Consider the following 23,381-nt stretch of genomic DNA (forward strand, 5'->3'; position numbering starts at 1 on the left):
TGGCCGCCTAAGGCGTGACGGAGCAGAGAGAGGCCGGAGAAGCGTTCCATGGGCTCGATCAGTTCTATGCGCAGGATGGAGAATTGGTGCGCTTCGGCAGGGCAGGGAGGCCAGAACGCAGGGGCCCCGCGATTTGAACGAAGACGACGGCCCCAAATGGCGAGGCTAGGGGGCGAGCGGTTCCGCGAGGCCGTGGCGGCCGTTCCGTCCGGTCCGCGCCACCGCCATGCCGATCACCGCCCAGCTGCCGTCCGGCTGTTGCGCGAAAAGCGCCGCCCCGCTGCTGCCGGGCTCGCCCGGGCAGTCATCCTGGATGAGGCGGTGTCCACCGAGATCCGCCCGGTAGCCGAGCAGGTGGCAGGTGCCGATTTCGAGGACCTCGTCGTGGTCGCGATTATAGCCGCCGGTCGCGATGGTGGCGCCGCGCGGCGGCAGGGTGGGCGCGAAGCGCACGGTATCCGCCTCCGTTCCGACGGCGTGATCGAGGGTGAGAAAGGCGCGGTCGAGGCCGAGGGAGGAGAGTTCCTCTGTCGGGTCGTAGCCCGGGGAGATCACGAAGGTAATCGCTGTGGCATGGCCCGCGAAGCGGCCGTGGTCATAGCGCAGCAGGAAATGCACCGAGTTCGGTTGGACATAATGGCCGGTGACCGGGCGGTAGAGGCAATGCGCGGCGGTCATGACCAGGGCAGGGGCGATCAGGAAGCCGGTGCAGCGGGTGCCGAGTTCGGTCTGTACCCGGCCGAGCGCCCGCCAGGGTGTGGCGGCGAACTCGGGCGCCACGTCCGGCGTCGCATGCACGCTCCTCGGTAACAGGAGTGCGACTGTGGCCATCAGAAGCAGGAGCGGCTGGAAGCGGCTGGGCATCCGCGCCTTCTACCTCAGGCTTGGTCGCAACTCACCCCATCATGTCGGATTCGTCCTAACTGCTGGCGGTTCGGCGAAGACCGGTGAAAAGCCGGCCAAGCCTTGATTGGGGCAGCGCATTTTCGGCAGGAACCTCTGCCTTGGCCTCTGGATTTGGCTGTTGAGCCTGCTGACGCTGCTTTGACAGAATATCCTCCAACGTGCGCGGGGCGGTTCGCTGTTCGGTCAGACGCTTTTCCCAGCGTTGGGCCTCCGCCGCGTCGCCGCGTCGCCGCGCGAGGTCCGCCATGCCCTGGATGCTTTTCGGGTCATCGGGGCGAAACTGCATAATCCGTTGGCCGATGTGCTCTGCCTCCTCATATTCCCTTGCTGCCTTTAGAAGGTTGAATAGATGAGGAAGAGCGTTGGTGTAGCCGACACTCAAGTCCATTGCGCGCCGTCCCCAGGCAATCGATTCCGGCGTGTTCTTTGCTTTCCAATGCAGACCAGAAATGAAGATGCATTGCTGCAGACAGTGCTCGATAAGGTAAGTCTGACGAGGCAAAAGACCCTCAGGAACGTTGTGGCTTATCCCCGCAAGGCCCGTGACGAGTGGAATCTCATCAAAAGTGAGCGCAAAAATCTCTCGTTCGATTAAGCTTTCCAACGGGATGCCCAGAAAATTTCTATCGAAGACGACAATGAGTTGTCGATTACGGAGGTGGCGATGCTCTCGCGCGTAACCTTCGAGAGTTGTTACAATTTTCGTCGAGCTGTCGTAGATTATGCGTGTTTCATCCATGCATTTGACAAGGAAGTTTAAGCTACCCTTCTCGACGAGAAAATCATGGTGCTCGGCTCTCCGTTTGCTGATGATCCAATTTTCTTTCTCGAAAGCGCGCTCCACGGCTTTCTGCAATTTGATGCGCTCGGGAGGATTGGTGATCGAGACCATCAGCAGGCTCCGGATATCGGGTGAACAACCTGAACTTTACCTATCCCTGCGCCAGGCGATAGAGGACATGGCGCCGGAGCGGGCTGTCCTCGGGCAAAAGCGGGTGATCGAATTCCCCGTCCAGATGCATGCCGAGCCTTTCCATCACCGCGCGCGATGCCCGGTTTGCGGGTACAGTGAAGGCCAGGATGTCCAAAATACCGAGCGTCCCGAAGCCGAAAGCGACCGCCGCGCGCGCGGCCTCCGTCGCGTATCCTCGTCCCCAGTGGGCGCGGCCCATGCGCCAAGCGATCTCAATGCCGGCGGCGCAAGGGAAGGGGGCTTCGAAGCGCATCCGCTGCAGGCCCAGAGCGCCGACGAACGCGCCGCTCTCCGTCAGTTCCACCGCCCATTTGCCGCAGCGATCCTCCGCCCAGTGGCGGAGCGTGCGGTCGAGATAGGCGTCGCTCGCCTCCCGCGTCATCGGGCCGCCGAGATAGCGCATGGTCTCGGCATCCGCATTCTGGGCGGCAAAGGGTGCGCGGTCATCCTCCCGCCAGCCCCGCAGCCTCAGCCGCGGGGTCAGGAGTTCGGGGATGCCGGGGGTGAGAGAGGCGCTCATCGCGCCTTCTCCCCCGGAACCCACCGCAGGATCAATGGTCGTCTCGGCCGCGTGATGAGGCGGGCCCTGGCGCCGGCACCGCTTCCGCCGCATGCTGCGAAGCCTTCAGAGGACCTAGGAGCATCGCATGGCAAGCCATCCCCCCTTCGGCATCACCGTCTGCGGCATCGAGGAACTGGGCGGCCACGCGGCGCTGGGCGCGACTCATGTGCTCTCCATCCTCGATCCCGACTATCCGGTGCCCGAAGCCTTCGGCCAATATGGCGAGCATGCCCGGCTCGAGCGCCGCTTCCACGACATCATCGACCCCATGCCCGGCATGATCCTGCCGAGTCCGGCCGATGTGGATGCCGTGCTCTCCTTCGGCCGCCTGTTGCAGGCCGAGGCCGCGGCGATGCTCCTCGTGCATTGCCACGCCGGCGTCTCACGCTCCACCGCCTCCATGGTGCTCATCCTCGCCCAGGCCATGCCGCACGTGTCAGCGGCCGAGATCATCGGCACGGTCTACGGTATCCGCGAGAAGGCATGGCCGAATCTGCGTTTGCTGGAGATGGGCGATGCCCGGCTCGGCCGTGGCGGCAGCCTCGTCGAAGCGGCCTTCGGCCTCTATCGCCTACAGCTCGAACGCCGTCCGCAGATCGCGGATTTCATGCTCGGCGAGGGGCGTGGGCGGGAGGTGGCGGGCGGCCGTGTCAGCCCCCCGCTCCGCCTCTGACGCGCCCTACCATTCGGCGAAATTGCCGTCCTTTGTGCGGAAGATTGGGTTGCGCCAACCCTTGAAGTCGCGCGCCAGCTCCCGGATCAGCGTCTCGTCCAGGTCGATCCCGAGGCCCGGGCCCGGCGGCACCTGCACGAAGCCGTCCGTCAGCGCGAAGACCGACTTGTCCGCCAGATAGGTCATGAGGTCGTGGCCACCGGTATTGTAATGGATGCCGAGCGACATCTCCTCGATCACGAAATTCGGCGTCGTGCTCGCAATCTGCAGGCAGGAGGCGAAGGCGATCGGCCCGAGCGGGCAATGTGGTGCCAGCGCCACGTCATAGGCTTCGGCCATGGCAGCGATTCGGCGCACCTCGGAAATGCCCCCCGCGTGCGCGAGGTCGGGCTGGATGATGTCGACAATGCCGCGCTCCAGGAAGGGTTTGAAATCCCAGCGGGTATAGAGCCGCTCGCCGAGGGCGATCGGAATCGTCGTCATCCTGGAGAGCTGCTCCAGACCTTCGATGTTTTCCGACAGCAGCGGCTCCTCGATGAAAAGCGGCTCGATCTCGGCGAGGCGCTTGGCCAGGCGCCGGGCCATTGGCTTGTGCACGCGGCCATGGAAGTCGATACCAATGTCCAGTCCTTTCGCCTTCACCGCTGCCGCGCGCGCGACAACCCCGTCCAGATCACGGGGGGAAGAAAGCCAGTTGAGTTCGGAGGTCGCGTTCATCTTGACCGCGCGGAAACCCTGGGCCTTCCGGGCAAGGGCTGCTTCGCCGACCTCGTCCGGCCGGTCGCCGCCGATCCAGGCGTAACATTCCACCTGGTCGCGCACGCGGCCGCCGAGCAACTGCCACACCGGCACCCCAAGAGCGCGGCCCTTGAGATCCCATAGCGCTTGATCGAGCCCCGACAGCGCGCTCATCAGCACCGGGCCGCCGCGATAGAAGCCGCCACGATAGCCGATCTGCCAGATTTCCTCGATCTCGGCGGCGTCATGTCCGATAAAGCGTTCGCGCAGCGAGACGAAGGCGCCTTCCACCGCCTCGCCATGGCCTTCAAGACTGGCCTCGCCCCAACCGACGGCACCTTCCTTCGTCTCCACCCGCACGAAGAGCCAGCGTGGCGGCACGGCGAAGGTTTCGATCCGCTCGATGGTCATGGGCGTCATGGTCGCTCCCCTTAAATGTTCCGACCATTACTAGTCGAGTGCCGCTCTGCGGGCCAGGGGGACGCGGGATAGCGGGGCCGAGCGCCCCGCATAACGCAACTTGGCCGATCGGGGGATTGCGACTTGTTCCTGGCTACGGCATGCCCTTTGCACATTGGGCTTTTTTTACGTTAGGCTTTTGCGATGGAAGCGAAGACGCTGGACCGAGGATATGGGGAGGAGAACGCGGTTCTCCGTCTGTCGCGCGGCTTCGGCGGGCGCCGCCTTGGCCTGAGCGTGGCCTGTGATCTGCGAACAGCCCGGCAACTCCGCCCGGCTGCGCGCTTCCTCGCCCGGATCGCGGCGAACCGGGCCCTTCTCCTCGCCGTGGCGGCACTCCTCTTTGCCCTCCTGCTGTGGCAGCGCTGCCCCTCGATCCTCTCCTTGCCGAGTTTCTGGGGGGAGGACGGATGGGTCTGGTACCCGCAATGCTACGTGCATGGCTGGCGCTGCCTGCTGATCGACCACACCGGCTATCTGCAGACGATCTCGATGCTCTCCGCCCTCGTGGCGCAGCCCTTCCCGCTGCTGCATGCACCCAAGCTCTTCGCTCTCATCGCCCTCGCCGCGCAGGCCGCACCCGCCATCTTCCTTGCCTCCTGGCGGATGGCCGAGGCTATCCCACGCCTGTCGGTCCGGCTGCTCCTGGCTGTGCTGCTCCTCTCCGCGCCGGGGATGAGCGAGGTTTATGTCAATGTCACCAACGCTCAGTGGCAACTGGCCCTGCTCTGTTTCCTGGTCGTCACCGCCGCCGCCCCCGCGGGCTGGATGGGGCGGGGTTTCGACACTGTCGTGCTCGTCATCGGCGGCTTGAGCGGACCCTTCTCCGTCTTCCTCGCCCCCGTCGCGCTGCTCTGGTGGGTCGTGCAGCGGGGGCGCTGGGCCTTTTGGCGCCTTTTGCTTGTGTTCGGCGCCGCGGGCGTTCAGGGGAGCCTCATCCTGCTGCATCAGGCGTCGCGCACCAGCAGCCACGGTCCCGGCCTGGGCATCTCCCTCCGTAGCTTCGACACGATCCTGCTCAACACGATTCTGGGCCCTGCCACGCTCGGCTGGCAGGCGATGCGGCGGAACGGCTGGTTGGATGGCCATGGCAGTTGGCTTTTCGGCCCTAGTGGCGCCGCGCTCGTCGTCTCGACCCTGCTGGTGATGGGGGCGGCCCTTCTCACCGGGATCGCCGCCTGGCGCGGGCGCTGGGTGCTGCGCTGCTTCCTGCTCTTCGTGCTGCTGGAGTTCCTGGCGACCCTCATCGAAGGCTTGCCCATCAACGCGTTGCCGCTATGGCAGGAACTCGCTCCGGCCGTCGCCGACCGCTACAGCTTCCATCCGATTCTCGCCTGGCTGGCAATTCTTGTCAGCCTCACCCTGGATCCCGCCCCGCCGCTGCGGGCGGTGGGCAGCGTGCTCCTCGCCTGCAGCCTGATCTTCGCGGTTGCCGGAGACTGGGCACTCGCGCCCCTGCCGCCGACGGATTTCCAGGCCAAGGCGAGGATTTTCGCGCAATCCCCGTCGGGCACGGTGATGCAGTTCCAGACCCGGCCGATGTTCTTCATGACCCTTACGAAGAAGTAGCCGCTTCCCTCAGCCGGGCGCGAATCCCGCCAGCATCCCGCTATAGGCTTTCGCCCCCGGCCGCGCGTAGCCGCCGACCTTCGAGGTACAGAGGCCGAGCCCAACTAACCCCTCGGCCAGCTTCACCGCCGCAGCAACGCCGTCGATCACCGGCAGGCCCAACTCCGCTGTCAGGTCGCGGGCAAGGTCGGCCATGCCGGCGCAGCCGAGCAGGATGCAGTCGGCGCCGTCCTCGGCGATGGCGCGGCGGATTTCCTCGCGCACCTTCTCCACCGCGCCGCTTGCCCGGTCCTCCAGCGCCAGCACCGGCACCCCGGCCGCGCGCGCCCGGCCGCGCCCTTGCATGCCATAGCGCTGGATGAGCCCCTCCATGGCCGGGAGGGAGACCGGCAGGGTGGTGACGATAGTGAAACGGTGACCGAGGAAGCCGGCCATGCGCATCGCCGCTTCGCAGATGCCGATGACCGGAATGCGCGCCGCAGCGCGTGCCGCGTCGATGCCCGGATCGTCGAAACAGGCGACCACGACCGCCTGTGCTCCGCGCTTCTCTCCAGCCAGAATCTCGGTGATGAGGCCAGGAACGCAAAAGGCCTCGTCATAAAAACCCTCGATGCTGACGGGCCCCATGGCGGGATTCACGGCCTCGATCTCGGTGCCGGCGGCGGCCACCGAACGGGCGGCGGCACCGATCTTCTCGGTCATGGAGGCGGTGGTATTGGGATTGACGACGAGGAGGTGCATGGCCGCGTTTCTCGTTCAGAACTTGGCCGCACGCCTGCGGCGGATCACCGCCATGGTCGTCATGGCGACGATGATGACGAGGGCAGAAAAGGCCGTCGTCAGCGTACCGAGAGCATAGATCACCGGCGTCGTGACATTCGCGGTCATCGCGAAAATTTCGAGCGGCAGGGTGTTCGCGTCGCCCGCCGTCATCATGGTGCGCGGAAACTCGTCATAGGAGAGCGAGAAACCGAAGAGCGCGATGCCGATGACACCGGGCAGGATGATCGGCAGCACGATATTGGTGAAACTCGCCCAGGGGCTGGCGCCGAGATCCCGCGCGGCCTCCTCCCAACTTTTATTAAAGCGGTTGAAGACTGCAAACATGATGAGCAGGCCGAAGGGAATGGTCCAGGTCAGCTGCGCGCCGAAGGCCGAACTGTACCAGGCGGGGTTGAGCCCGAGCTGGCTGAACAGCAGCCCGATGCCGAGACTGACCAGGATCGAGGGCACGATGAGGCTCGCGATCACCAGATAGAACAGCACCGTCGAGCCGGTGAAGCGGCGGCGGAAGGCCATGCCCCCGGCGACCGAAATCACTACGTTTGCCACCATCACCATGAAGGCGAGGGTGAGGGAGCGCGTGATGGAGCCGCCGAAATCTCCCACCATCTGCTGCTGGAACAGGGCGTGAAACCAGTGGAAGGAGAAGCCGCGCATGGGGAAGGTCAGGCCACCACCCTTGCCCTGGAAGGAGAGGATGACGATCGTCACGATCGGTCCGTACAAGAACAACACGAAGGACGCGAAAAGGGCCGCCAGGATATAAAAGGATTTTCCGCGCCGCTCCCGGTTCATCGCTCACAACTCCTTGCGGATATCGACCACGCGCAGGATCAGGAAGACCATGATCAGCACGATGGCGAGCAGGATGACGGCATTGGCCGCGGCCGCCGGATATTGCAGCTGGGACATCTCATTCTGGATCATGATGCCGACCGAGGCGCTCTGCCCGCCACCCATGATGCTGACGCTCACGAAATCGCCCATCACCAAGGTGATGACGAAGATCGTGCCGATGCCGATGCCGGTTTTGGATAGCGGCAGGATGACGTTCCAAATGATCTGCCAGAAGCCCGCGCCATTGTCCCGCGCCGCCTCGATCAGCGTGCGGTCGATGCGCATCATGGAATTGAAGATCGGCGTTACCATGAAGAGCGTGTTGAGATGCACGAAGGCCAGGATGATGGCGAACTGGCTGTAGAGCAGGAAGGTCAGCGGCTGGTGGATCAGATGGAAGTGCAACAGCAGGCTGTTGACGATGCCGTTGCGCCCCAATGCCGGAATCCAGGAAATGGTGCGGATGATGTTCGATGTCAGGAAGGGCACCGAGCAGACGAGGAACAATCCCATCTGCCAGGCCGAGCCGCGCACCTCGAAGGCGAGGAAGTACGATAGCCAGAAGCCCAGGAAGAGCGTGATCGCCCAGGTGATGGCAGCGTATTTGATGGTGACGGCAAAGGTCTGCCAGGTGACGGAGGAACTCAGCGCCTCGCCGTAGTTGGTGAGGACAAAACTCCACAAGATCTGTACCGAATCGTAGTCCAGGAAGCTCACGACCACGAGCATCAGGATCGGGATGACGAGGAAAATCCCGAGCACCAGCGTGAGAGGAGTGGCCAACAGCCAGGGGCCGGCGGACGCGCCGCCGGCCCCTGCTTTGCTCACGCCACGCGCCGCGGGCTTGGCCGCCGCGCTCTTGATCGTCGTGCTCACGCCCCCTGCGCTCAAGCTACCGAGAACTCGTTCCACTTCTGGATCAGGTAGCGGTCGTTATCCATGACGGAGTTCCAGCAGGCGATGTGGCCGATGCGGTCGTAGTAGGAGCCGCCGTCCCGCTTGTCGCCGGTCTTGGCAATCTGCTGACCCTGCGGGCTCATGATCGGCGCGGTCGCGGCCTTGCCTTCCATCCAGTAGCCCCACTCGTTGGCCGACATATACTTCTGCGCCGTGGTCAGCACCGCGGAGTAATAGCCCTGCCGGTTGAGGTAGGCGCCGGTCCAGCCGGACAGATACCAGTTGATGTATTCGTAGGCTGCATCACGCTCCAGTCCGGTCAGATGCTTGGCGATGCCAAGACCGCCGCCCCAGCCGCGATAGCCCTCTTCCAGCGGCTGGAAGACGCAGGGGATGCCTTTGGAGCGCACGGCTGTCACCGCTGGGGACCACATGGACTGGATGACGACTTCGCCCGAGGCCATGAGGTCGACGCTCTCCTCGAAGCTTTTCCAGAAAGCGCGGAACTGGCCGGCTTTTTTCTGCTCGATGAGGAACTTGATGGTCTTGTCGATCTCCGGCTTCGTCATGTTGCCCTTGTCTCCATATTTCCACAGGCCGAGGCTTTCGATCGTCATCGCGGCGTCCATGATGCCGATGCCGGGGATATTGATGATCGCGGCCTTGCCCTTGAAGGCGGGGTCGACCAGCTCCTTCCAATGGGTGATCGGCTTGCCGACCAGATCGGGGCGGATGCCGAGCGTGTCGGCATTGTAGATGGTCGGGATCAGCGTCATCCACTCGGTCGGCGTGGGCGCGAACTTCTTCGACTCCGGTCCTTCGACGTAGCTCACGCGGCACGGCGCGGTACCCTGGCCGACCGTCGCCGTCGGCGTCACTTTGCCGCTTTTGAACAGGGGCACGATCTCGTCGTAATACTTGATCTTCTTGACATCGAGCGGCTGCAGCCGGCCGGTCGGGAAGACCTTCTTGACCGTGAAGTATTCGATATCCGCCACGTCATAGCTGTTGGGCTGGGTGATGGCGCGGATCGCGGCGGCGTCCGTATCCATTGCCGTCATCGAAATGGTGATGCCGGTATCGGCCTTGCAACGGGCGGCGATGTCGTTGAGGTTCGAAACGCCCGTGCCGAACTGGCGCAGCGTGATGTTCTTGATGTTCTGCGCCCAGATGGTCGGGAAGCCAGTGATGGCGCCGGAGCCGATGGCGGCGCCCGTCACTCCGGCCACGCCCTTCAGCAGGCCGCGGCGATCGATGCTCTTCTTGGTCATGTCAAAGATTCCTCTGATGGCGTGTTGATCAGACTGAAACGGGATGGGCATCGCTTGCGTCCCAGACGAGCCGGACATTCATGCCCGTCTCGAGAGGAGACGCGAAATACTGGTCGTCCGGCACCAGGGCCACGACTTCGCCGTCACCGGAGCTGGCTATGCCCACCTTCACCTGGGCACCGAGATATTCGATGGAGGAGACCGGACCGCTCACGCCCTCCGTGCCGAGCCCTGGGATGATTCGGCAACGGTCCGCCCGTACGGCGACCGTCGTGTTACCCTGAGCGATGACATTGTGCCCGCCCATGAAGCGGGCGATGAAGGCGGTGGCGGGTGCGTTGAAGACATCGCGCGGGGCGCCCGCCTGCACGATGACGCCGTGATCCATGATGACGACGAGATCGGCCAGCGCCAGCGCTTCTTCCTGGCTGTGCGTCACGTGAATGAAGCTGATGCCGAGCTCCCGCTGCAGCCGTTTCAACTCCTCGCGCATCGCGCCGCGCAGGAAGGGATCGAGGGCCGAGAGTGGTTCGTCCAGCAGCAGCACTTTCGGCCGGGTGATCAGTGCGCGGGCCAGCGCCACGCGCTGCTGCTGCCCGCCGGAAAGTTGCGCGGGCAGGCGGTGGGCATATTTGCCCATCTGCACCATGTCCAAAAGCTTAGCGGCTTCCGCCCGCCGCTCCGTTTTGGCGACGCCGCGCATCTTGAGGCCGAAGGCCACGTTGTCCAGGCAATTGAGATGGGGAAACAGGGCGTAGTTCTGGAACATCATGGCCGTGCCGCGTTTCACTGGCGGCAGGCCGCTCACATTCTGGCCGGCGATGATGATGTCGCCCTCGCTGATATCCTCGTGCCCGGCGATCATGCGCAGCGTGCTGGTCTTGCCGCAGCCGGAAGGGCCGAGCAGGCAGCAATAGGTGCCCTTGGTGATGCGCAGCGAAATGTCCTCGACGGCCGTGGTCGCGCCATAGCGTTTGGTGACCGAGATCAGCTCGACGTCGAGAAGGAGTGTCACGATGGCAGGCCCCGCGATGGTTTGGGCGCGCAGGAGACGCGCCGCACTCATCCTCACGCAAAGGTCATGCCAAGCATGAAAGAGGCATCAAAAGCCGGGGCCGCTCGCGAAAGCGGCCCAGCCTGCCTAGAATCCGGGAAACTGTGTACAGTTTATGAGCGGTTCAAACCTTAGGCGTCGCAGCCTGCCTCGCGCAGAAGCTCCGTCACCGCGTCGTTCGGCACATCGCGGCTGGTGAAGGCTTGGCCGATGCCGCGCACGAGCACGAAATGCAGCGCGCCGTCGCGCATCTTCTTGTCCTTCCGCATGTGCCCGACCAAGGCGGCGGCCGAGAAGCGGCGGTTGAGCATGGAAAGCTCAGAGGGCAGGCCGACGCTCGCCAGATGCGCCTCCACCCGCGCCCGCAGGTCGGGGGCGCAATGGCCGAGCTTGGCCGACAGGCCAAAGGCGAGGCCAAGGCCTACCGCCACCGCCTCGCCATGCAGCAGGCCCTGGCCGTAGCCGACCTCGGCCTCCAGCGCATGGGCGAAGGTGTGGCCAAGGTTGAGCAGCGCCCGGCCGTCATTGGGCTTCTCCTCGCGCTCGTCATCGCCCACCACCGCCGCCTTGAAGGCGCAGGCGGTCTGCACGGCCCGGGCCTGGAGGGCACGGTCGCCGCTGACGACGCCGGCGCCGTTTTGCTCGCACCAGTCGTAGAAGGCTGCGTCCCCGATCAGGCCGGTCTTGACGATTTCGGCATAGCCCGCGCGCAGTTCGCGCGGCGGCAGGGTCGCCAGCGTATCGGTATCGGCCAGCACGATGCGCGGCTGATAGAAGGCGCCGATCAGGTTCTTCCCCTGGCGGGTGTTGATGCCGGTCTTGCCGCCGACGCTCGAATCGACCTGGGCGAGCAGCGTCGTCGGCACCTGCACGAAGGGCAGGCCGCGCATGGTCGCGGCCGCCGCGAATCCGGTGAGATCGCCCACCACGCCGCCGCCGAGGGCGATGACGGCCGTGCGTCGCTCCACGCCCTGATCCAGCAGCTGATCCACGACGCTGGACCAGGTCTCGACAGATTTGGAGCCTTCCCCGGGTTCCACCACGATTTGCGTGGTCGCGAAGCCGGCGGTCTCTAGGCCGGCAAGAAGCGCCGGGAGATGCAAGCCAGCGACGGCCCGGTCGGTCACGACGACGGCGCGGCGCTGGGGAAGTACCGGGGCGAGCAGGGCACCGGCACGCGCCAGCAGGCCGGCGCCAATCACCACGTCATATCCGCCGGCCGCGAGGGCGACGGGCACACGCAGCGGCGGCTCGTGCGACGCGACCGTCTCGGCCAAGCGGCTCGCCATGCTGTCCACGGATTCGTCACGGGAATCGATCACGATATCGGCCTCGGCATAGATGGGATGGCGGAGCTTCATGAGCCCTTGCAGGATGGTGCCCGGATCGCCGCTCATCAGCAGCGGCCGGTGGGTACGCCCCGCGACGCGTTTGAGCAGCAACGCCAGGGGCGCGCGGATCCAGATGGACAGGCCCCGGCCGCGAATCACGCCCCGGGTCTCGGCATCCATGAAAGCGCCGCCGCCGGTCGCCAGCACGACTCGGGGCCCGTCCAGCAGGCGGCGGATGACCCGGCGCTCCACGTCCCGGAAGGCGGCTTCGCCAAAGCGTTCGAAGATCTCGCTCACCGAAAACCCGGCTGCGGCCTCTACTTCGTGATCGGTGTCGACGAAGGGCAGGCCCAGGTTTCCCGCCAGCCGTTTGCCCACGGCGGTCTTGCCCGCGCCCATGATGCCGACGAGGACGATGCTGCGGTCGGCAAGGTGCAGGGGAAGGGCCGGCGTCTCCGCGGCCTCTGGGCTGTTGCGTGTCATCAAGTCAGAGGTTAGCACAGCCGCATCTTTCTCGGGCAGGCCCAGCCAATGCGCAGCTTCTTGTTGATTCTCATTCTGTTCCTGTTGGTCGTCATCGGCGGCGGTTTCGTGGCGCTCGGCATGTTTCCGCTGCCCCTGCACCAGCATCAGGTGCATGAAATCCTGCCAAACAGCGTGGCTGACAAGGGTTAAGGGCCGGACGGTCGCGCGGCTCATCCCCGGCGTCAGGCGTCGCCGGCCTCGGCGGCTGCCGGCAGAACGGATGGGCGCGGGCTGCCAATGATGGTCCAGCAGACCGCGGCCATGATGACGGTGCCCCCCACCAGTGTCGCGACCGGCGGCGTCTCGCCGAAGGCAAGCCAGACCCAGAGCGGGGCGAGCGGCGTGTCGAGCAGGCTGATCAGGGCGGCCTGCGTTGCCGGCACGCGCCGCATACCCAGGCTCAGGAGCATGAGCCCAAGGCCAAGCTGGCAAATCCCGAAAAGCAAAAGTTGCAGCAGCGGCAGGCTTTCGACCGGCCCGAGCCGGGCGAAGGGCGCCGCCGCGAGCGCGCTCACCAGGCACTGGATGCCGACCGCCGGCATCATGGAGACGTGGCGGCCCCGGCGGATCAGAACGATCATCGCGGCATAGGTCAGCGTCATCGCGAAGGCTAGCGTGTCCCCCAGCAGATGGCCGGACCGGAAGGCGCCCCCAGCCATGAGAGCGATGCCGGTGAGGGCCGCGAGGCTGCCGACCAAAACCCGCCATCCCTCTCGTTCGCGCAGGGCGACCCAGGCAAGCGCCGCCGTCACGAAGGGCAGTGTCGCATAGATCACCGCGACGTCCGCCACCGTCGTCAGCCGCAGGGAGGAGAGATAGATGTAGGAGGACAGGCTGCCCATGACGGCGATGCCGAAACCGGGCCAGCCAATGGCGCGGATCATCGGCCAGGCCTGCCGGCGGTAGCGCAGCCACACCACGAGCAGGATGAACAGGCCCGCGAAGAGGCCGCGCCAGAACAGCAGGGTGACGGCATCGAGCGGAATGAGCCGGGTGAAGAATCCAGCCAGGCTGTAGGCGACCGCCGAGCCCGCGAGCAGAAAGAGTCCCAACCACCGCGCCATGATGCGATATCCGTGTTCCAAGGTTGGCTGGGTTATAGGGGGGCCACCGTGACAGCGTTGTGTCAGCATCCGCCCTGGGCGACCAGCGGCCGAAAACGGAGGGGCGCCATGCGGCGGGGAGACCGGTTGTTCGACATTATCCAGCTCCTCCGGGGTAGCGCCGGCCCACTCACGGCCGCGGCGATCGGCGCGCGTCTGGAAGTCTCGGCCCGGACCATCTACCGCGATATCGCCGCCTTGCAGGCGAGCGGCGTGCCCGTCGATGGCGCAAGCGGCTTCGGCTATGTGCTGGGGGCGGGCTATGACCTGCCGCCGCTGATGTTCACGGCCGAGGAATTCCAGACCATCGCCGTCGCCCTTGATCTCGTCCGCCGTACCGGCGATCGCGGCTTGCAGGAGGCGGCCTGCGCCGTGCGCGCCAAGATCGCGGCGGTCGTGCCCTGCCGGCCGGCGGTCGCCGCCCTGGAAACCCCCTTCTTCGTCTGGGGCCAGGGTGCCTCGGTCGCCCCCGTCGTCTGCATGGGCGAGGTGCGGCAGGCCATTCGCGGCGCCCGCAAGATCGTTCTCGATTATGCGGCCCTCGACGGGCAAAGGACCCAGCGCACCGTCTGGCCGCTTGCCATCGCCTATTTCGCGGAGTCGACCCTGCTCGGCACCTGGTGCGAACTGCGCCAGGACTACCGGCATTTCCGCGCAGACCGTATCCGCGGCCTCACCATCCTCGACGATTCCTATCCCGCCTCGCAGCCCGGCCTGCTCGCCGGCTGGCGGGCAATCCAGGACCGCTATGCGGCCGGGAGCCGCCCCTGAGATGGAGCGGCACGTCGAGTCCTTCCTCGAAATGATGGCGGCCGAGCGCGGGGCGGCGCGCAATACGCTGGCCGCCTATCGCGCTGATCTTGACGATCTGGCGGGGTTTCTGCGCGCGCGGGGGGAAAGCGCGCTCGGCTGCGGCCAGGCTGATTTGCGCGCCTGGATCCTGGCCCTTGCCGATCAGGGGCTTTCGCCTCGTACCCAGGCGCGGCGCCTCGCCAGTGTGCGCGGCTTCTTCCGTTTCCTGCTGCGCGAGGGCAGGCGGGCAGACGATCCCGCCCGCCTCCTGGGGTCGCCGCGCGCCGCGCCCGCCTTGCCGAAGAATTTGACCGAGCTGGAAGTCGATACCTTGCTGCGCACGGCAGCCGAGGGCCGCGGTTCGTCGGCCCTCGCCATGCGCGCGGGGCTCGAAATCCTTTATGCGAGCGGGCTGCGTATTTCGGAGCTTCTGGCTCTGCCCGAGGCGGCGCTAACCCCGGATGCCGAAATGCTGATGGTGCGAGGCAAGGGGGGAAAGGACCGTCTGGTGCCGCTCTCCTCGGCCGCGCGGGAGGCAGCGCTGGCGCTGCGCGCGGCCCATAGGGGCAAGACCGGCGGCAAGCCCGCCGGGCGCTGGCTCTTTCCCGGGCGCGATCCGCGCCGTGCGCTGACGCGCCAGGCTTTCTTTCTCGCCCTCAAGGACATTGCCATACGCGCTGGGATCGATCCTGGACGCGTCTCACCGCATGTCCTCCGGCATTCCTTCGCCTCGCATCTGCTTGGCCGCGGCGCCGATCTCCGCAGTTTGCAGATGCTTCTGGGACATGCCGATATCGCGACCACGCAGGTCTATACCCATCTGCTGTCGGAGCGATTGCAGAAGCTGGTCGAGGAACGCCATCCGTTGGCGCTTGCCTATCTCGAGAGTGGCGACGCTCCGCCGCATCCAGCAGGGACGGAGGACCGTTAAGAGGGGGAAACCAGCGACAGAAAGTCGGGAGCTTCCCTCATGCGCATGCGCGCCATTGCCTCTCTCGGCGTGCTCGCGGCCCTCGCGGCCTGTGCGCGCCAGCCGGTAACAGCCTTCTCAGACCGTGTGCCTGTTTTCAAGGTCGAGGATTTCTACAACGGCCACTCTCGCGGCTACGGCTTCTTCTTCGACCGCCAGGGCAATGTCGTGAAGCAGTTCACCGCTGATGAAAACGGCACCTGGGACGGCAAGACGCTTCGCCTCCACGAACACTACCTGTTCTCAGACGGCAAGACCCAGGAGCGGGATTGGACGTTTACGCGCGATGCAGACGGTATCTGGATCGGCCATACGCCCGATGTCGTCGGCGAGACGCGCGGCCGCACGTCCGGCAATGCCTATCGCATGCACTACGTCTTCAATCTCAAAAGCAGCGGTTCCGACCATACGCTGACCTTCGATGACTGGCAGTGGATGGTGGCGCCAAAAATCATGATGAACCGGGCCTGGGGCACAAAGCTCGGATTTGAATTTGGCGAGATCGAGGCGACCTTCATCCATGATTAAAGCGTGGCTCGCGGCTCAGAAGGATCGCTTGGCCTCCTCAATCTGAACGGACGAGACCCTGAGGACGCGCGGGCGCAGCCATTGGGCCGCGCGGTCCCCCGCCCGGCGCACGATGCGGCGGCCCGGAACCTCCACCCAACGGTGCAGCCCATAGCCCACGACCAGGAGGCTCACGATCAGAAAGACCGCCGACATGGTCTGCGCCACGAGCGTCGGCATCGTGCTTGGCAGATGTCCGATCTGCCAATGGACGAGGCCGATCCAGACATTGTGGATGACGTAGATCGTGTAGCTCAGCACACCGAGCTCGAAAATCGGCTTCCAGGAGAAGATGCGTGCCAGGAGCCCGCGGTCGCAGGCGAGCGCCAGGACCAGCGCCGGGAAGGCGGGATAGATCGCCTGGTCGGGCAGATGCAGCACAAGGGCGACCGCGATCCAGGCGAGGGACGCCCAGCCGAGCCCGGCTCCCGCCAAGCGCCGCGCCGGCTCCCAGGTGTAAAGCCGGTAGGTCAGCAGGCCGATCGCGAAGCCGCCCAGGCAACGCAACAGGGGGATCAGGGTGCGGCCGTCATAGGCGTCCAGCGCGCCATTGTGGTGCATGCCGTCGAAGGAGGTGAGACAGCTCGCCAGCAGCACGAGGCCCACGGCGCCGGCCAGGGCGAGGAAAGCGTAGAGTGGTCGCCGGAATAGAATCAGAGCAACGATGAATGGAAAGAAAAAATAGGCGCCCCATTCGGTACTGATCGACCAGGTCGGAGAGGTCGCCGCCTTCGCGACACCCCAGGACTGAATCATGAAGATATTGGCGATCACGTCGCGCACCGGGTGGGGCAGGTTGAGCGCGAACCAGGCGCGGTCCACCTGCACGCTGTCATAGACGGCCAGGGAATAGAGCAGACGCAGGGCAAAAAAAGTGATGTAGAGCGGGTAGAGACGCGCCACGCGCCGAAGCAGGAAGGTCACCACGGAGGGCAGGCGCACACGCTCGCGAAACATCTTTCCGTAGTTCAGCGCCATCACGAAGCCGCTCAAGACGAAGAAGACGTCGACCGCCAGATAGCCGCGCGCCACAAGATGGCTGAGCCCAAGCGGGAAATCGCGCGCCGGATAGGTGTGGTAGGCGATTACGATGACCGCGGCGACACCCCGTATGCCGGTCAACGCATCGATCTCGTCCTTTCCCGCGGTGGTGATGCGATCCTCGCGGATCGCGTTTCTTCCTGTCGTATCAACCATCTGATCCATGGAGCAGATTAGGGTTCGACGGCTGTGGTTTTAAGATGGCGAAAGGTTCGTCAGTTCCTGAAACGATCGAGATCCAGCCTTCAATTTTAGGAGAGCGTGGTCATGGCGTCTGCTTTAGCCAGGGTCCGCCGACCCGATTCCGCCCGGCCTGTTTCGCGCGATACAGAGCCTTGTCCGCGGCTTCCACAACCCGTGCGGGGTCGTCATGGGGCACGATCGAGGAGAGGCCGACGCTGACAGTGATGGGGACGATCTTGGTGCCCACCATGAAGGGAAATCCAGCGACTGCGGCACGTAGCCGTTCCGCGACCATCACCCCTTCTTGCATGACGATGCCGGGAAGCAGGACGCCGAATTCCTCGCCCCCCATGCGGCCAAGCAGATCGCCGTCGCGCAGGGCGGTGGAAAGGCAATTGGCGACTTCCTGCAGCGCCCGGTCACCCACGGGATGACCGTAATGGTCGTTGAAGCTCTTGAACCAGTCGATATCGAGCATGAGGAAGCTGGCGCCGGCATCGTCCTGGTCGCAGATGCGGGCGAGTTCCGCTTCCATCCGTCGCCGATTGGCGACACCGGTAAGCGGGTCGGTATAGGAGAGGTTCTTCAGGACGATGTTGGAGGCCACCGCGCTTTCGTAGTTCATCCGTTCCAGCAGGCTATGGAGATAGAGCCGGCGGGTTCCCCGCTCCAGGAAACGCAGCGCGACGAGAGCGGGCACCGCCTGCAACGCGACAAGACCGATGAGATCGGCCTTGACGGCGGATGTCAGCGACGGAACGAGGTACAGGACCACCGCGCCATAGCCCGCAATGGCAAGGCACGCGAGCAGGGCGCCAAGCGGGAGCGCCAACCGGCTGAACAGCAGCAGATAGCTGATCGGCAATGCGCAGACGATCAGTTCCTCGATCGGCGGCTCATGAGGCTCGGTCCCTGTGAAGAGAATGGGCAGCAGGGCGAAGGCCGCGCAGAGCACGAAGAAGGCCGCCATGCGTCGCCGGAAACTGACTTTGCTGCGGAGATAAGGGAGGACGAGCAAGGTCACGGCTATCACCGTGGCACTGTGCTTGGCGATGTCGCCGATGCTATGCAGGCCGCGAAACGTGAGCGCGGCGATGACGATAGAGATCAGATAGAGAGGCAGGGTCAGCAGCGCGAAGGTGCGCATGTCGGCCGCGCTCAGGGCCGTCGTATCCTGCCGGTAGCGGCTTTCCAGGGGACCCGGAAAACTCAGGCCCAATCGTACCCGCCGTAGTTCTCGCTCCGCGAGCGGCCGCAATGACTCGTCGATCATGGGCGGTGGTTTGACCGCGTTCATCATGCTTCGCGCTCTTTACGATGCGAGGATGATTCTCTGCGGCCCAATATTTCAAATTAGCGTAAACATTTCCGCATGTTCGGGCAAACCAGCCTTTCGCGCGGGGTATAAGCCCGCAGGCCGGGCGGCGGCGCTGGCAGCCAGCAACGCCAATAACGCCCGGGGGGTCTGGCCTCTGCTCAGAGCAGGACGAGATCGTCCCGGTGGATCAGCTCGTCGCGCCCGCGCCAGCCCAGGATCGCCTCGATCTCCTCGGACCGGTGGCCGGCGATCCGCCGGGCATCCTCGGCTGAATAGGCGGAAAGGCCGCGCGCGACCTCGGCGCCTTCAGGCCCCAGCACGCGAACGGCATCGCCGCGCGCGAAATCCCCCGCGACGACGCGCACGCCGGCCGGGAGCAGGGAACTGCCGCGCAGCAGCGCCCGCGCGGCGCCGGCATCGACGGTCAGCGTGCCGAGGGGCGACAGGCTGCCGCCGATCCAGCGCTTGCGGGCGGAACGCCCATCTCCGCTCGGCAGGAACCAGGTGCATGCGGCGCCTTGCAGCAGGGCGCGCAGCGGATGCGGCTGATGGCCGAGGGCGATGGCCATGGCGCAGCCGGCACTGGTCGCGATGCGGGCGGCCACAAGCTTGGTGCGCATGCCGCCCGAGGAATAGCCGGGCGGCGGCTCGCCGCCCATGGCCTCGATCTCCGGCGTCATCACCGGCACCACGGGGATGTGCCGTGCTTCGGGATCGCGCCTGGGATCGGCAGTATAAAGCCCGTCGATGTCCGAGAGCAGCACCAGCTGGTCGGCCTCGACCATTTCCGCCACCCGGGCGGCCAGCCGGTCATTGTCGCCGAAGCGGATTTCCGCGGTCGCCACCGTGTCATTCTCGTTGATCACCGGCACGCAGCCGAGGGCGAGCAGGGTCGTCAGCGTCGCGCGGGCATTGAGGTAGCGGCGCCGGTCCTCGGTATCCTCCATGGTCAGCAGCAACTGGGCGGCGGTGATGCTCTGGGCGGACAGCGCCTCGGTCCAGGCCTGGGCGAGGCGGATCTGGCCGACCGCGGCGGCGGCCTGCTTCTCCTCCAGCTTGAGACGCGGCTGGGTGAGGTTGAGCGTGCGGCGGGCGAGCGCGATGGCGCCGGAGGAGACGACGATCACCTCCGTGCCCTGGGCGCGCAGCGTGGCGATATCTTCGGCGACCTCGTTCAGCCAGTTCTGGCGCGGCGTCGCGGCCTGGCCGTCCACCACCAGGGCCGAGCCGAGCTTGATGACGAGGCGTTTCGCGTGGGACAGAGCCGGGACGGCGAGCGCCGTCGCGCTCACGCCTGCGTTTCCCGCTTCAGCGCCGCCGTGCGCTCGGCCCGCGCCTCGTGCACCAGGGTCATCAGCATGCGCAGGATCTCCGGCACGCCCTGGCCGGAGACGCCGGATGCGACCAGCACCGGCGCGCCGGACGCTTTCGCGAGCGCGGCGCGGCGGGCGGAAAGCTCGCGCGGGCTCATGGCGTCGGCCTTGTTGAGCACGAGGATCTCCGGCTTCTCGTGCAACCCGCCGCCATAGGCTTCCAGCTCCTCGCGCACGGTGCGCCAAGCATCAACCACGTTGCCGGCGGCGCCGTCCACCAGATGCAGCAGGGCCGCGCAGCGCTCGACATGGCCGAGGAAGCGGGTGCCGAGGCCGACGCCCTCATGCGCGCCCTCAATCAGGCCCGGGATGTCGGCGAGGACAAATTCCTCGTAGTCCGTGGGGCGGACGACGCCGAGCTGCGGCACCAGGGTGGTGAAGGGATAATCGGCGATCTTGGGTTTCGCCGCAGAGACGACCGAAAGGAAGGTCGATTTGCCGGCATTGGGCAGGCCGATCAGGCCGACATCGGCGATCAGCTTGAGGCGCAGCCAGACCCAGCGCTCCTCGCCCGGCCAGCCCTTGTCGGCGCGGCGCGGGGCACGGTTGGTGCTGCTCTTGAAATGGGCATTGCCGTGGCCGCCGTCGCCGCCCAGGCACAAGACGACGCGCGAATCGGGCCGGTCGAGATCGGCGAGCAGCGTCTCACGGTCTTCGGCCAGGATTTCGGTGCCGAGCGGCACCTTCACGACGATCGCCTCGGCATTGCGGCCGGTGCGGTCCGAACCCGATCCGTTGCCGCCTTTCGGCGCCTTGAAATGCTGGGTGTAGCGGAAGTCGATCAGCGTATTGAGGTCGGGCGAGACCTCGAAAACGATATCCCCGCCACGGCCGCCATTGCCGCCGTCCGGGCCGCCATATTCGATGTATTTCTCCCGACGGAAGGCGATCACGCCGTCCCCGCCGTCACCGGAGCGGACATAGATCTTGGCCTGATCGAGGAACTTCATGAAAGCACCGGAAAAGAAAGAGGGGCCGACAGAGCCGGCCCCTTCAAAGTCTCATTGGGCGGGCCCCCGGGGAGGCCCGCGAAAACTAAGGGACGGGCCGGAGTTACTCGGCGGCCAGCGGTAGCGGCGTCACCGACACGTGCATGCGGTCGGCCTTCTTCACGAAGGTGACGTGGCCGTCGACGAGGGCGAAGATCGTGTGATCCTTGCCGAGGCCGACATTCTGGCCGGGCTTCATCTTGGTGCCGCGCTGGCGGACGATGATGTTGCCGGCAATCACGCTCTCGCCGCCGAACTTCTTCACGCCGAGGCGCCGGCCGGCGGTATCGCGACCGTTGCGGGATGAACCGCCTGCTTTCTTATGTGCCATTTCTCTGTCTCCTGCTTACAGCGCTTGAGGCTCAGGCCGCGGTGATGTCGGCGATGCGCAGCACGGTCACGTGCTGGCGGTGGCCGTTCTTGCGGCGGCTGTTCTGCCGGCGGCGCTTCTTGAAGATGATGATCTTCGCGAGGCGATCCTGGGCGACAACGGTCGCCGTCACGGTGGCGCCGGCCACGAGCGGGGCGCCGACGCGGGCTTCGAGGCCTTCGCCACCCACGGCCAGGACTTCGTCGAAGGTGATCGTGCTGCCGGCTTCCGCCTCGAGCTTCTCGACCTTCAGAATGGCGTTGGGGACAACGCGATACTGCTTTCCGCCTGTGCGGATCACTGCAAACATAGTCTCTCTACTTTCATGCTGCGCCCTCGTTGGAGCGGCTTCTTTTTATGAGGCCGGGCGCGGGTTTCCCCATGCGCTGGTCCAGCCGGCGGGGTCTATCCACAGGGCCGGTCCGTGTCAATTGGATTGCGCGCCTGCGCCCTGCGCGCCAGGCGAGGCTGGCCCGCTCAGCCCTTTAGAACGCGCTGACCATAGGGAATGAGGGCTTTGGACGGGATCCGGCGGTGTCAGCCCTCCTTCTGGATCTTCAGCCCGCCGAAGGTCTGCACCACGGGCATGATCTCGATCGTGTTGACGTTGAAATGCTCGGGCAGCGAGACGATCCAACGTACCGTCTCCGCGACATCCTCGGAGGTCAGCGGTGTCGTGCCGGCATAGACGTTCGCGGCCTTCGCATCGTCGCCGTGGAAGCGGACATTGGAGAATTCGGTGCCGCTGACGAGGCCGGGCTCGATATTCGTCACCCGCACCCGCGTGCCTGCCAGATCGGCGCGGAGATTGAGCGAGAACTGGCGCACGAAGGCCTTGGTGGCGCCGTACACGTTGCCGCCGAAATAGGGCCAGTTGCCGGCGACGGAGCCCATGTTCACCACATGTCCCCGATTCCGCTGCACCATGCCGGGCAGCACCGCCCGGGTGACATAGGTAAGGCCCTTCACATTGGTGTCGATCATACGCTCCCAGTTGTCGAGCTTCGCGTCCTGCGCGGCTTCGAGGCCGAGGGCGAGTCCGGCATTGTTCACCAGCACATCGACCGCCTGCCACGCCGGCGGCAGGCCTTGGATCGCCGCGAAGACGGCGGTGGGATCGGTCACGTCAAGCTCCACGGGCAGGACGTTATCGCGCCCCAACTCCTCCGCCAGGGCCTGCAGCCTGTCCAGCCGCCGGGCCGTGGCGATGACCTTATGGCCCTGGGGCACCAGTGCGCGTGCGATATCGGCGCCGAAACCGGCGCTGGCGCCCGTGATGAGAGTGATCATGGGGTAGTCTCCTTCTGAAGCCGAGGGTCGGACAGGGTTTCTGCCAGTTTCGCGGGCTGAGGGATAGGCGCGGCCAGCGCAAGGCCGATGCCGCTCCAGGTTTGGTGACGTCACAAGCCCGGGCGCGCGGTTGAGCGGGCAGGGGACCATGCTCAGATCCGGGTGGAACAGTGGAGGATATCGCCATGACCATTTCCCGCCAGAAGATCGCCGCCCTCGTGACCGACGGTTTCGAGCAGATCGAGCTTACCGGCCCGATGGAGGCGCTGAAGGCCGCGGGCGCCACCGTCGTCATCGTCTCGCCCAAGGAGGATCAGATCCAGGGCATGAACCATGACGAGAAGGGCGATGTGTTTCGCCCCGACCGGCCGCTCTCTGCGGCGAGTCCGGAGGAGTTCGACGCGCTCCTTCTGCCCGGTGGCGTCGCCAACCCGGACTATCTCCGGGTCAATCCCAAGGCGGTCGCTTTCGTCCGCCACTTTGTCACGGCGAAAAAGCCGATTGCGGCAATTTGCCACGGGCCCTGGACGCTGATCGAGGCGGACGGCGTGCGCGGCCGCAAGATGACCTCCTGGCCGTCGCTCAAAACCGATCTCGCCAATGCCGGGGCAATTTGGGTCGATCAGACCGTGGTTCAGGATGGGCCGCTCATCACCTCCCGCAAGCCGGATGACATCCCCGCCTTCTCGAAAGCCTTCATCGGCATGCTCGAGGACGGTTCGCAGCCGTCCCCGGCGCACACCCGCCTCGCGTCCTAGCGCACAGGGCTGCGCGTGATACAGAAGGCCCGGCACTTGCGCCGGGCCT

At 65.5% G+C, this 23,381-nt stretch carries 25 protein-coding genes; 7 read left to right on the forward strand and 18 right to left on the reverse strand.

Translation table 11 applies throughout. The annotated features are described in order from the left end of the window. Positions 1 to 165: 165 nt before the first annotated feature. The 3 genes from VL752_RS09535 to VL752_RS09545 are packed head-to-tail and all read right to left on the reverse strand — an operon-like array spanning position 166 to position 2,399. Entirely contained in the window at positions 166 to 864 is a 699-nt protein-coding gene (locus tag VL752_RS09535; RefSeq protein ID WP_325354516.1) for a trypsin-like serine peptidase, read from the reverse strand. 55 nt (positions 865 to 919) lie between these two features. After that, positions 920 to 1,798, reverse strand: a complete 879-nt coding sequence (locus VL752_RS09540; RefSeq protein ID WP_325354518.1) for a tetratricopeptide repeat protein — start codon at positions 1,796 to 1,798, stop codon at positions 920 to 922. Positions 1,799 to 1,838: 40 nt separating this feature from the next. Then, entirely contained in the window at positions 1,839 to 2,399 is a 561-nt protein-coding gene (locus VL752_RS09545) for a GNAT family N-acetyltransferase (RefSeq protein ID WP_325354520.1), read from the reverse strand. A 127-nt stretch (positions 2,400 to 2,526) separates the two neighbouring features. On the opposite strand from VL752_RS09545, the gene VL752_RS09550 reads away from it, so the two are divergent. Beyond that, a complete protein-coding gene (locus VL752_RS09550; protein ID WP_325354522.1) occupies positions 2,527 to 3,114 on the forward strand; it encodes a tyrosine phosphatase family protein in 588 nt (195 codons plus the stop codon). 6 nt (positions 3,115 to 3,120) lie between these two features. On the opposite strand, the gene dgoD is transcribed toward VL752_RS09550, so the two are convergent. Beyond that, positions 3,121 to 4,263, reverse strand: coding sequence for a galactonate dehydratase (dgoD, locus tag VL752_RS09555; protein ID WP_349255517.1), 1,143 nt, complete (start codon positions 4,261 to 4,263; stop codon positions 3,121 to 3,123). Between the two features lie 192 nt (positions 4,264 to 4,455). On the opposite strand from dgoD, the gene VL752_RS09560 reads away from it, so the two are divergent. Beyond that, positions 4,456 to 5,880 (forward strand): hypothetical protein, encoded by a 1,425-nt coding sequence (locus VL752_RS09560; protein WP_325354526.1) that lies wholly within the window; start codon positions 4,456 to 4,458, stop codon positions 5,878 to 5,880. A gap of 9 nt (positions 5,881 to 5,889) precedes the next feature. Here the strand turns inward: VL752_RS09560 and VL752_RS09565 are convergent, their stop codons facing one another. The 6 genes from VL752_RS09565 to aroB form a co-directional block, all read right to left on the reverse strand. Continuing rightward, positions 5,890 to 6,621 carry an aspartate/glutamate racemase family protein gene (locus tag VL752_RS09565; protein WP_325354528.1) on the reverse strand — a complete coding sequence of 244 codons (732 nt, stop codon included), beginning with the start codon at positions 6,619 to 6,621 and terminating at the stop codon, positions 5,890 to 5,892. A gap of 15 nt (positions 6,622 to 6,636) precedes the next feature. Next, positions 6,637 to 7,458, reverse strand: coding sequence for an ABC transporter permease (locus VL752_RS09570; protein ID WP_325354531.1), 822 nt, complete (start codon positions 7,456 to 7,458; stop codon positions 6,637 to 6,639). A gap of 3 nt (positions 7,459 to 7,461) precedes the next feature. Next, entirely contained in the window at positions 7,462 to 8,376 is a 915-nt protein-coding gene (locus VL752_RS09575) for an ABC transporter permease (RefSeq protein ID WP_325354533.1), read from the reverse strand. An 11-nt stretch (positions 8,377 to 8,387) separates the two neighbouring features. After that, positions 8,388 to 9,668, reverse strand: coding sequence for an ABC transporter substrate-binding protein (locus tag VL752_RS09580; RefSeq protein ID WP_325354535.1), 1,281 nt, complete (start codon positions 9,666 to 9,668; stop codon positions 8,388 to 8,390). A gap of 28 nt (positions 9,669 to 9,696) precedes the next feature. Further along, positions 9,697 to 10,734, reverse strand: a complete 1,038-nt coding sequence (locus tag VL752_RS09585) for an ABC transporter ATP-binding protein (protein ID WP_325354537.1) — start codon at positions 10,732 to 10,734, stop codon at positions 9,697 to 9,699. A gap of 119 nt (positions 10,735 to 10,853) precedes the next feature. Next, the gene (gene aroB, locus VL752_RS09590) at positions 10,854 to 12,536 is read right to left on the reverse strand and encodes a 3-dehydroquinate synthase (RefSeq protein WP_325354571.1); all 1,683 of its coding nucleotides are present in this window, start codon (positions 12,534 to 12,536) and stop codon (positions 10,854 to 10,856) included. Between the two features lie 48 nt (positions 12,537 to 12,584). On the opposite strand from aroB, the gene VL752_RS09595 reads away from it, so the two are divergent. Further along, on the forward strand, positions 12,585 to 12,728 hold the full coding sequence (locus tag VL752_RS09595) for a hypothetical protein (protein WP_325354539.1): 144 nt from the start codon (positions 12,585 to 12,587) through the stop codon (positions 12,726 to 12,728). Between the two features lie 32 nt (positions 12,729 to 12,760). Here the strand turns inward: VL752_RS09595 and VL752_RS09600 are convergent, their stop codons facing one another. Then, the gene (locus VL752_RS09600) at positions 12,761 to 13,642 is read right to left on the reverse strand and encodes a DMT family transporter (RefSeq protein WP_325354541.1); all 882 of its coding nucleotides are present in this window, start codon (positions 13,640 to 13,642) and stop codon (positions 12,761 to 12,763) included. Between the two features lie 108 nt (positions 13,643 to 13,750). On the opposite strand from VL752_RS09600, the gene VL752_RS09605 reads away from it, so the two are divergent. The 3 genes from VL752_RS09605 to VL752_RS09615 are packed head-to-tail and all read left to right on the forward strand — an operon-like array spanning position 13,751 to position 15,971. Further along, complete coding sequence (locus VL752_RS09605) at positions 13,751 to 14,452, forward strand: helix-turn-helix transcriptional regulator (protein WP_325354543.1); 702 nt, start codon at positions 13,751 to 13,753, stop codon at positions 14,450 to 14,452. Between the two features lies 1 nt (position 14,453). After that, a complete protein-coding gene (locus VL752_RS09610; RefSeq protein WP_325354544.1) occupies positions 14,454 to 15,404 on the forward strand; it encodes a tyrosine recombinase in 951 nt (316 codons plus the stop codon). 39 nt (positions 15,405 to 15,443) lie between these two features. Continuing rightward, positions 15,444 to 15,971, forward strand: a complete 528-nt coding sequence (locus VL752_RS09615; RefSeq protein WP_325354545.1) for a DUF3833 family protein — start codon at positions 15,444 to 15,446, stop codon at positions 15,969 to 15,971. A 15-nt stretch (positions 15,972 to 15,986) separates the two neighbouring features. Here the strand turns inward: VL752_RS09615 and VL752_RS09620 are convergent, their stop codons facing one another. From VL752_RS09620 to VL752_RS09650, 7 genes are all read right to left on the reverse strand, one after another. Further along, complete coding sequence (locus VL752_RS09620) at positions 15,987 to 17,207, reverse strand: acyltransferase family protein (RefSeq protein ID WP_325354546.1); 1,221 nt, start codon at positions 17,205 to 17,207, stop codon at positions 15,987 to 15,989. 109 nt (positions 17,208 to 17,316) lie between these two features. Continuing rightward, positions 17,317 to 18,534, reverse strand: coding sequence for a GGDEF domain-containing protein (locus VL752_RS09625; protein WP_325354548.1), 1,218 nt, complete (start codon positions 18,532 to 18,534; stop codon positions 17,317 to 17,319). Between the two features lie 176 nt (positions 18,535 to 18,710). Beyond that, the gene (proB, locus tag VL752_RS09630) at positions 18,711 to 19,844 is read right to left on the reverse strand and encodes a glutamate 5-kinase (protein ID WP_325354550.1); all 1,134 of its coding nucleotides are present in this window, start codon (positions 19,842 to 19,844) and stop codon (positions 18,711 to 18,713) included. After that, positions 19,841 to 20,875 carry a GTPase ObgE gene (gene obgE, locus VL752_RS09635; protein ID WP_325354552.1) on the reverse strand — a complete coding sequence of 345 codons (1,035 nt, stop codon included), beginning with the start codon at positions 20,873 to 20,875 and terminating at the stop codon, positions 19,841 to 19,843. The genes proB and obgE overlap by 4 nt, the downstream gene beginning before the upstream one ends. Positions 20,876 to 20,978: 103 nt before the next feature. Further along, a complete protein-coding gene (gene rpmA, locus VL752_RS09640; protein ID WP_325354554.1) occupies positions 20,979 to 21,245 on the reverse strand; it encodes a 50S ribosomal protein L27 in 267 nt (88 codons plus the stop codon). A 31-nt stretch (positions 21,246 to 21,276) separates the two neighbouring features. Further along, positions 21,277 to 21,594 (reverse strand): 50S ribosomal protein L21, encoded by a 318-nt coding sequence (gene rplU, locus VL752_RS09645; protein WP_325354556.1) that lies wholly within the window; start codon positions 21,592 to 21,594, stop codon positions 21,277 to 21,279. A gap of 227 nt (positions 21,595 to 21,821) precedes the next feature. Beyond that, a complete protein-coding gene (locus VL752_RS09650; protein WP_325354559.1) occupies positions 21,822 to 22,574 on the reverse strand; it encodes an SDR family oxidoreductase in 753 nt (250 codons plus the stop codon). 185 nt (positions 22,575 to 22,759) lie between these two features. On the opposite strand from VL752_RS09650, the gene VL752_RS09655 reads away from it, so the two are divergent. Beyond that, the gene (locus VL752_RS09655; protein ID WP_349255516.1) at positions 22,760 to 23,332 is read left to right on the forward strand and encodes a type 1 glutamine amidotransferase domain-containing protein; all 573 of its coding nucleotides are present in this window, start codon (positions 22,760 to 22,762) and stop codon (positions 23,330 to 23,332) included. The last annotated feature ends 49 nt before the right edge of the window (positions 23,333 to 23,381 follow it).

The sequence above is a fragment of the Acidisoma sp. genome (genome assembly GCF_035492295.1).
In the GTDB taxonomy this organism is placed as follows: Bacteria; Pseudomonadota; Alphaproteobacteria; order Acetobacterales; family Acetobacteraceae; genus Acidisoma.

Bases quoted from the DNA above. Each gene is read 5' to 3' on its own strand.
- VL752_RS09535 (WP_325354516.1), bottom strand. From the start codon at position 864: ATGCCCAGCCGCTTCCAGCCGCTCCTGCTTCTGATGGCCACAGTCGCA.
- VL752_RS09540 (WP_325354518.1), bottom strand. From the start codon at position 1,798: ATGGTCTCGATCACCAATCCTCCCGAGCGCATCAAATTGCAGAAAGCC.
- VL752_RS09545 (WP_325354520.1), bottom strand. From the start codon at position 2,399: ATGAGCGCCTCTCTCACCCCCGGCATCCCCGAACTCCTGACCCCGCGG.
- VL752_RS09550 (WP_325354522.1), top strand. From the start codon at position 2,527: ATGGCAAGCCATCCCCCCTTCGGCATCACCGTCTGCGGCATCGAGGAA.
- dgoD (WP_349255517.1), bottom strand. From the start codon at position 4,263: ATGACCATCGAGCGGATCGAAACCTTCGCCGTGCCGCCACGCTGGCTC.
- VL752_RS09560 (WP_325354526.1), top strand. From the start codon at position 4,456: ATGGAAGCGAAGACGCTGGACCGAGGATATGGGGAGGAGAACGCGGTT.
- VL752_RS09565 (WP_325354528.1), bottom strand. From the start codon at position 6,621: ATGCACCTCCTCGTCGTCAATCCCAATACCACCGCCTCCATGACCGAG.
- VL752_RS09570 (WP_325354531.1), bottom strand. From the start codon at position 7,458: ATGAACCGGGAGCGGCGCGGAAAATCCTTTTATATCCTGGCGGCCCTT.
- VL752_RS09580 (WP_325354535.1), bottom strand. From the start codon at position 9,668: ATGACCAAGAAGAGCATCGATCGCCGCGGCCTGCTGAAGGGCGTGGCC.
- VL752_RS09585 (WP_325354537.1), bottom strand. From the start codon at position 10,734: ATGAGTGCGGCGCGTCTCCTGCGCGCCCAAACCATCGCGGGGCCTGCC.
- aroB (WP_325354571.1), bottom strand. From the start codon at position 12,536: ATGACACGCAACAGCCCAGAGGCCGCGGAGACGCCGGCCCTTCCCCTG.
- VL752_RS09595 (WP_325354539.1), top strand. From the start codon at position 12,585: ATGCGCAGCTTCTTGTTGATTCTCATTCTGTTCCTGTTGGTCGTCATC.
- VL752_RS09600 (WP_325354541.1), bottom strand. From the start codon at position 13,642: ATGGCGCGGTGGTTGGGACTCTTTCTGCTCGCGGGCTCGGCGGTCGCC.
- VL752_RS09605 (WP_325354543.1), top strand. From the start codon at position 13,751: ATGCGGCGGGGAGACCGGTTGTTCGACATTATCCAGCTCCTCCGGGGT.
- VL752_RS09610 (WP_325354544.1), top strand. From the start codon at position 14,454: ATGGAGCGGCACGTCGAGTCCTTCCTCGAAATGATGGCGGCCGAGCGC.
- VL752_RS09615 (WP_325354545.1), top strand. From the start codon at position 15,444: ATGCGCATGCGCGCCATTGCCTCTCTCGGCGTGCTCGCGGCCCTCGCG.
- VL752_RS09620 (WP_325354546.1), bottom strand. From the start codon at position 17,207: ATGGTTGATACGACAGGAAGAAACGCGATCCGCGAGGATCGCATCACC.
- VL752_RS09625 (WP_325354548.1), bottom strand. From the start codon at position 18,534: ATGATGAACGCGGTCAAACCACCGCCCATGATCGACGAGTCATTGCGG.
- obgE (WP_325354552.1), bottom strand. From the start codon at position 20,875: ATGAAGTTCCTCGATCAGGCCAAGATCTATGTCCGCTCCGGTGACGGC.
- rpmA (WP_325354554.1), bottom strand. From the start codon at position 21,245: ATGGCACATAAGAAAGCAGGCGGTTCATCCCGCAACGGTCGCGATACC.
- rplU (WP_325354556.1), bottom strand. From the start codon at position 21,594: ATGTTTGCAGTGATCCGCACAGGCGGAAAGCAGTATCGCGTTGTCCCC.
- VL752_RS09650 (WP_325354559.1), bottom strand. From the start codon at position 22,574: ATGATCACTCTCATCACGGGCGCCAGCGCCGGTTTCGGCGCCGATATC.
- VL752_RS09655 (WP_349255516.1), top strand. From the start codon at position 22,760: ATGACCATTTCCCGCCAGAAGATCGCCGCCCTCGTGACCGACGGTTTC.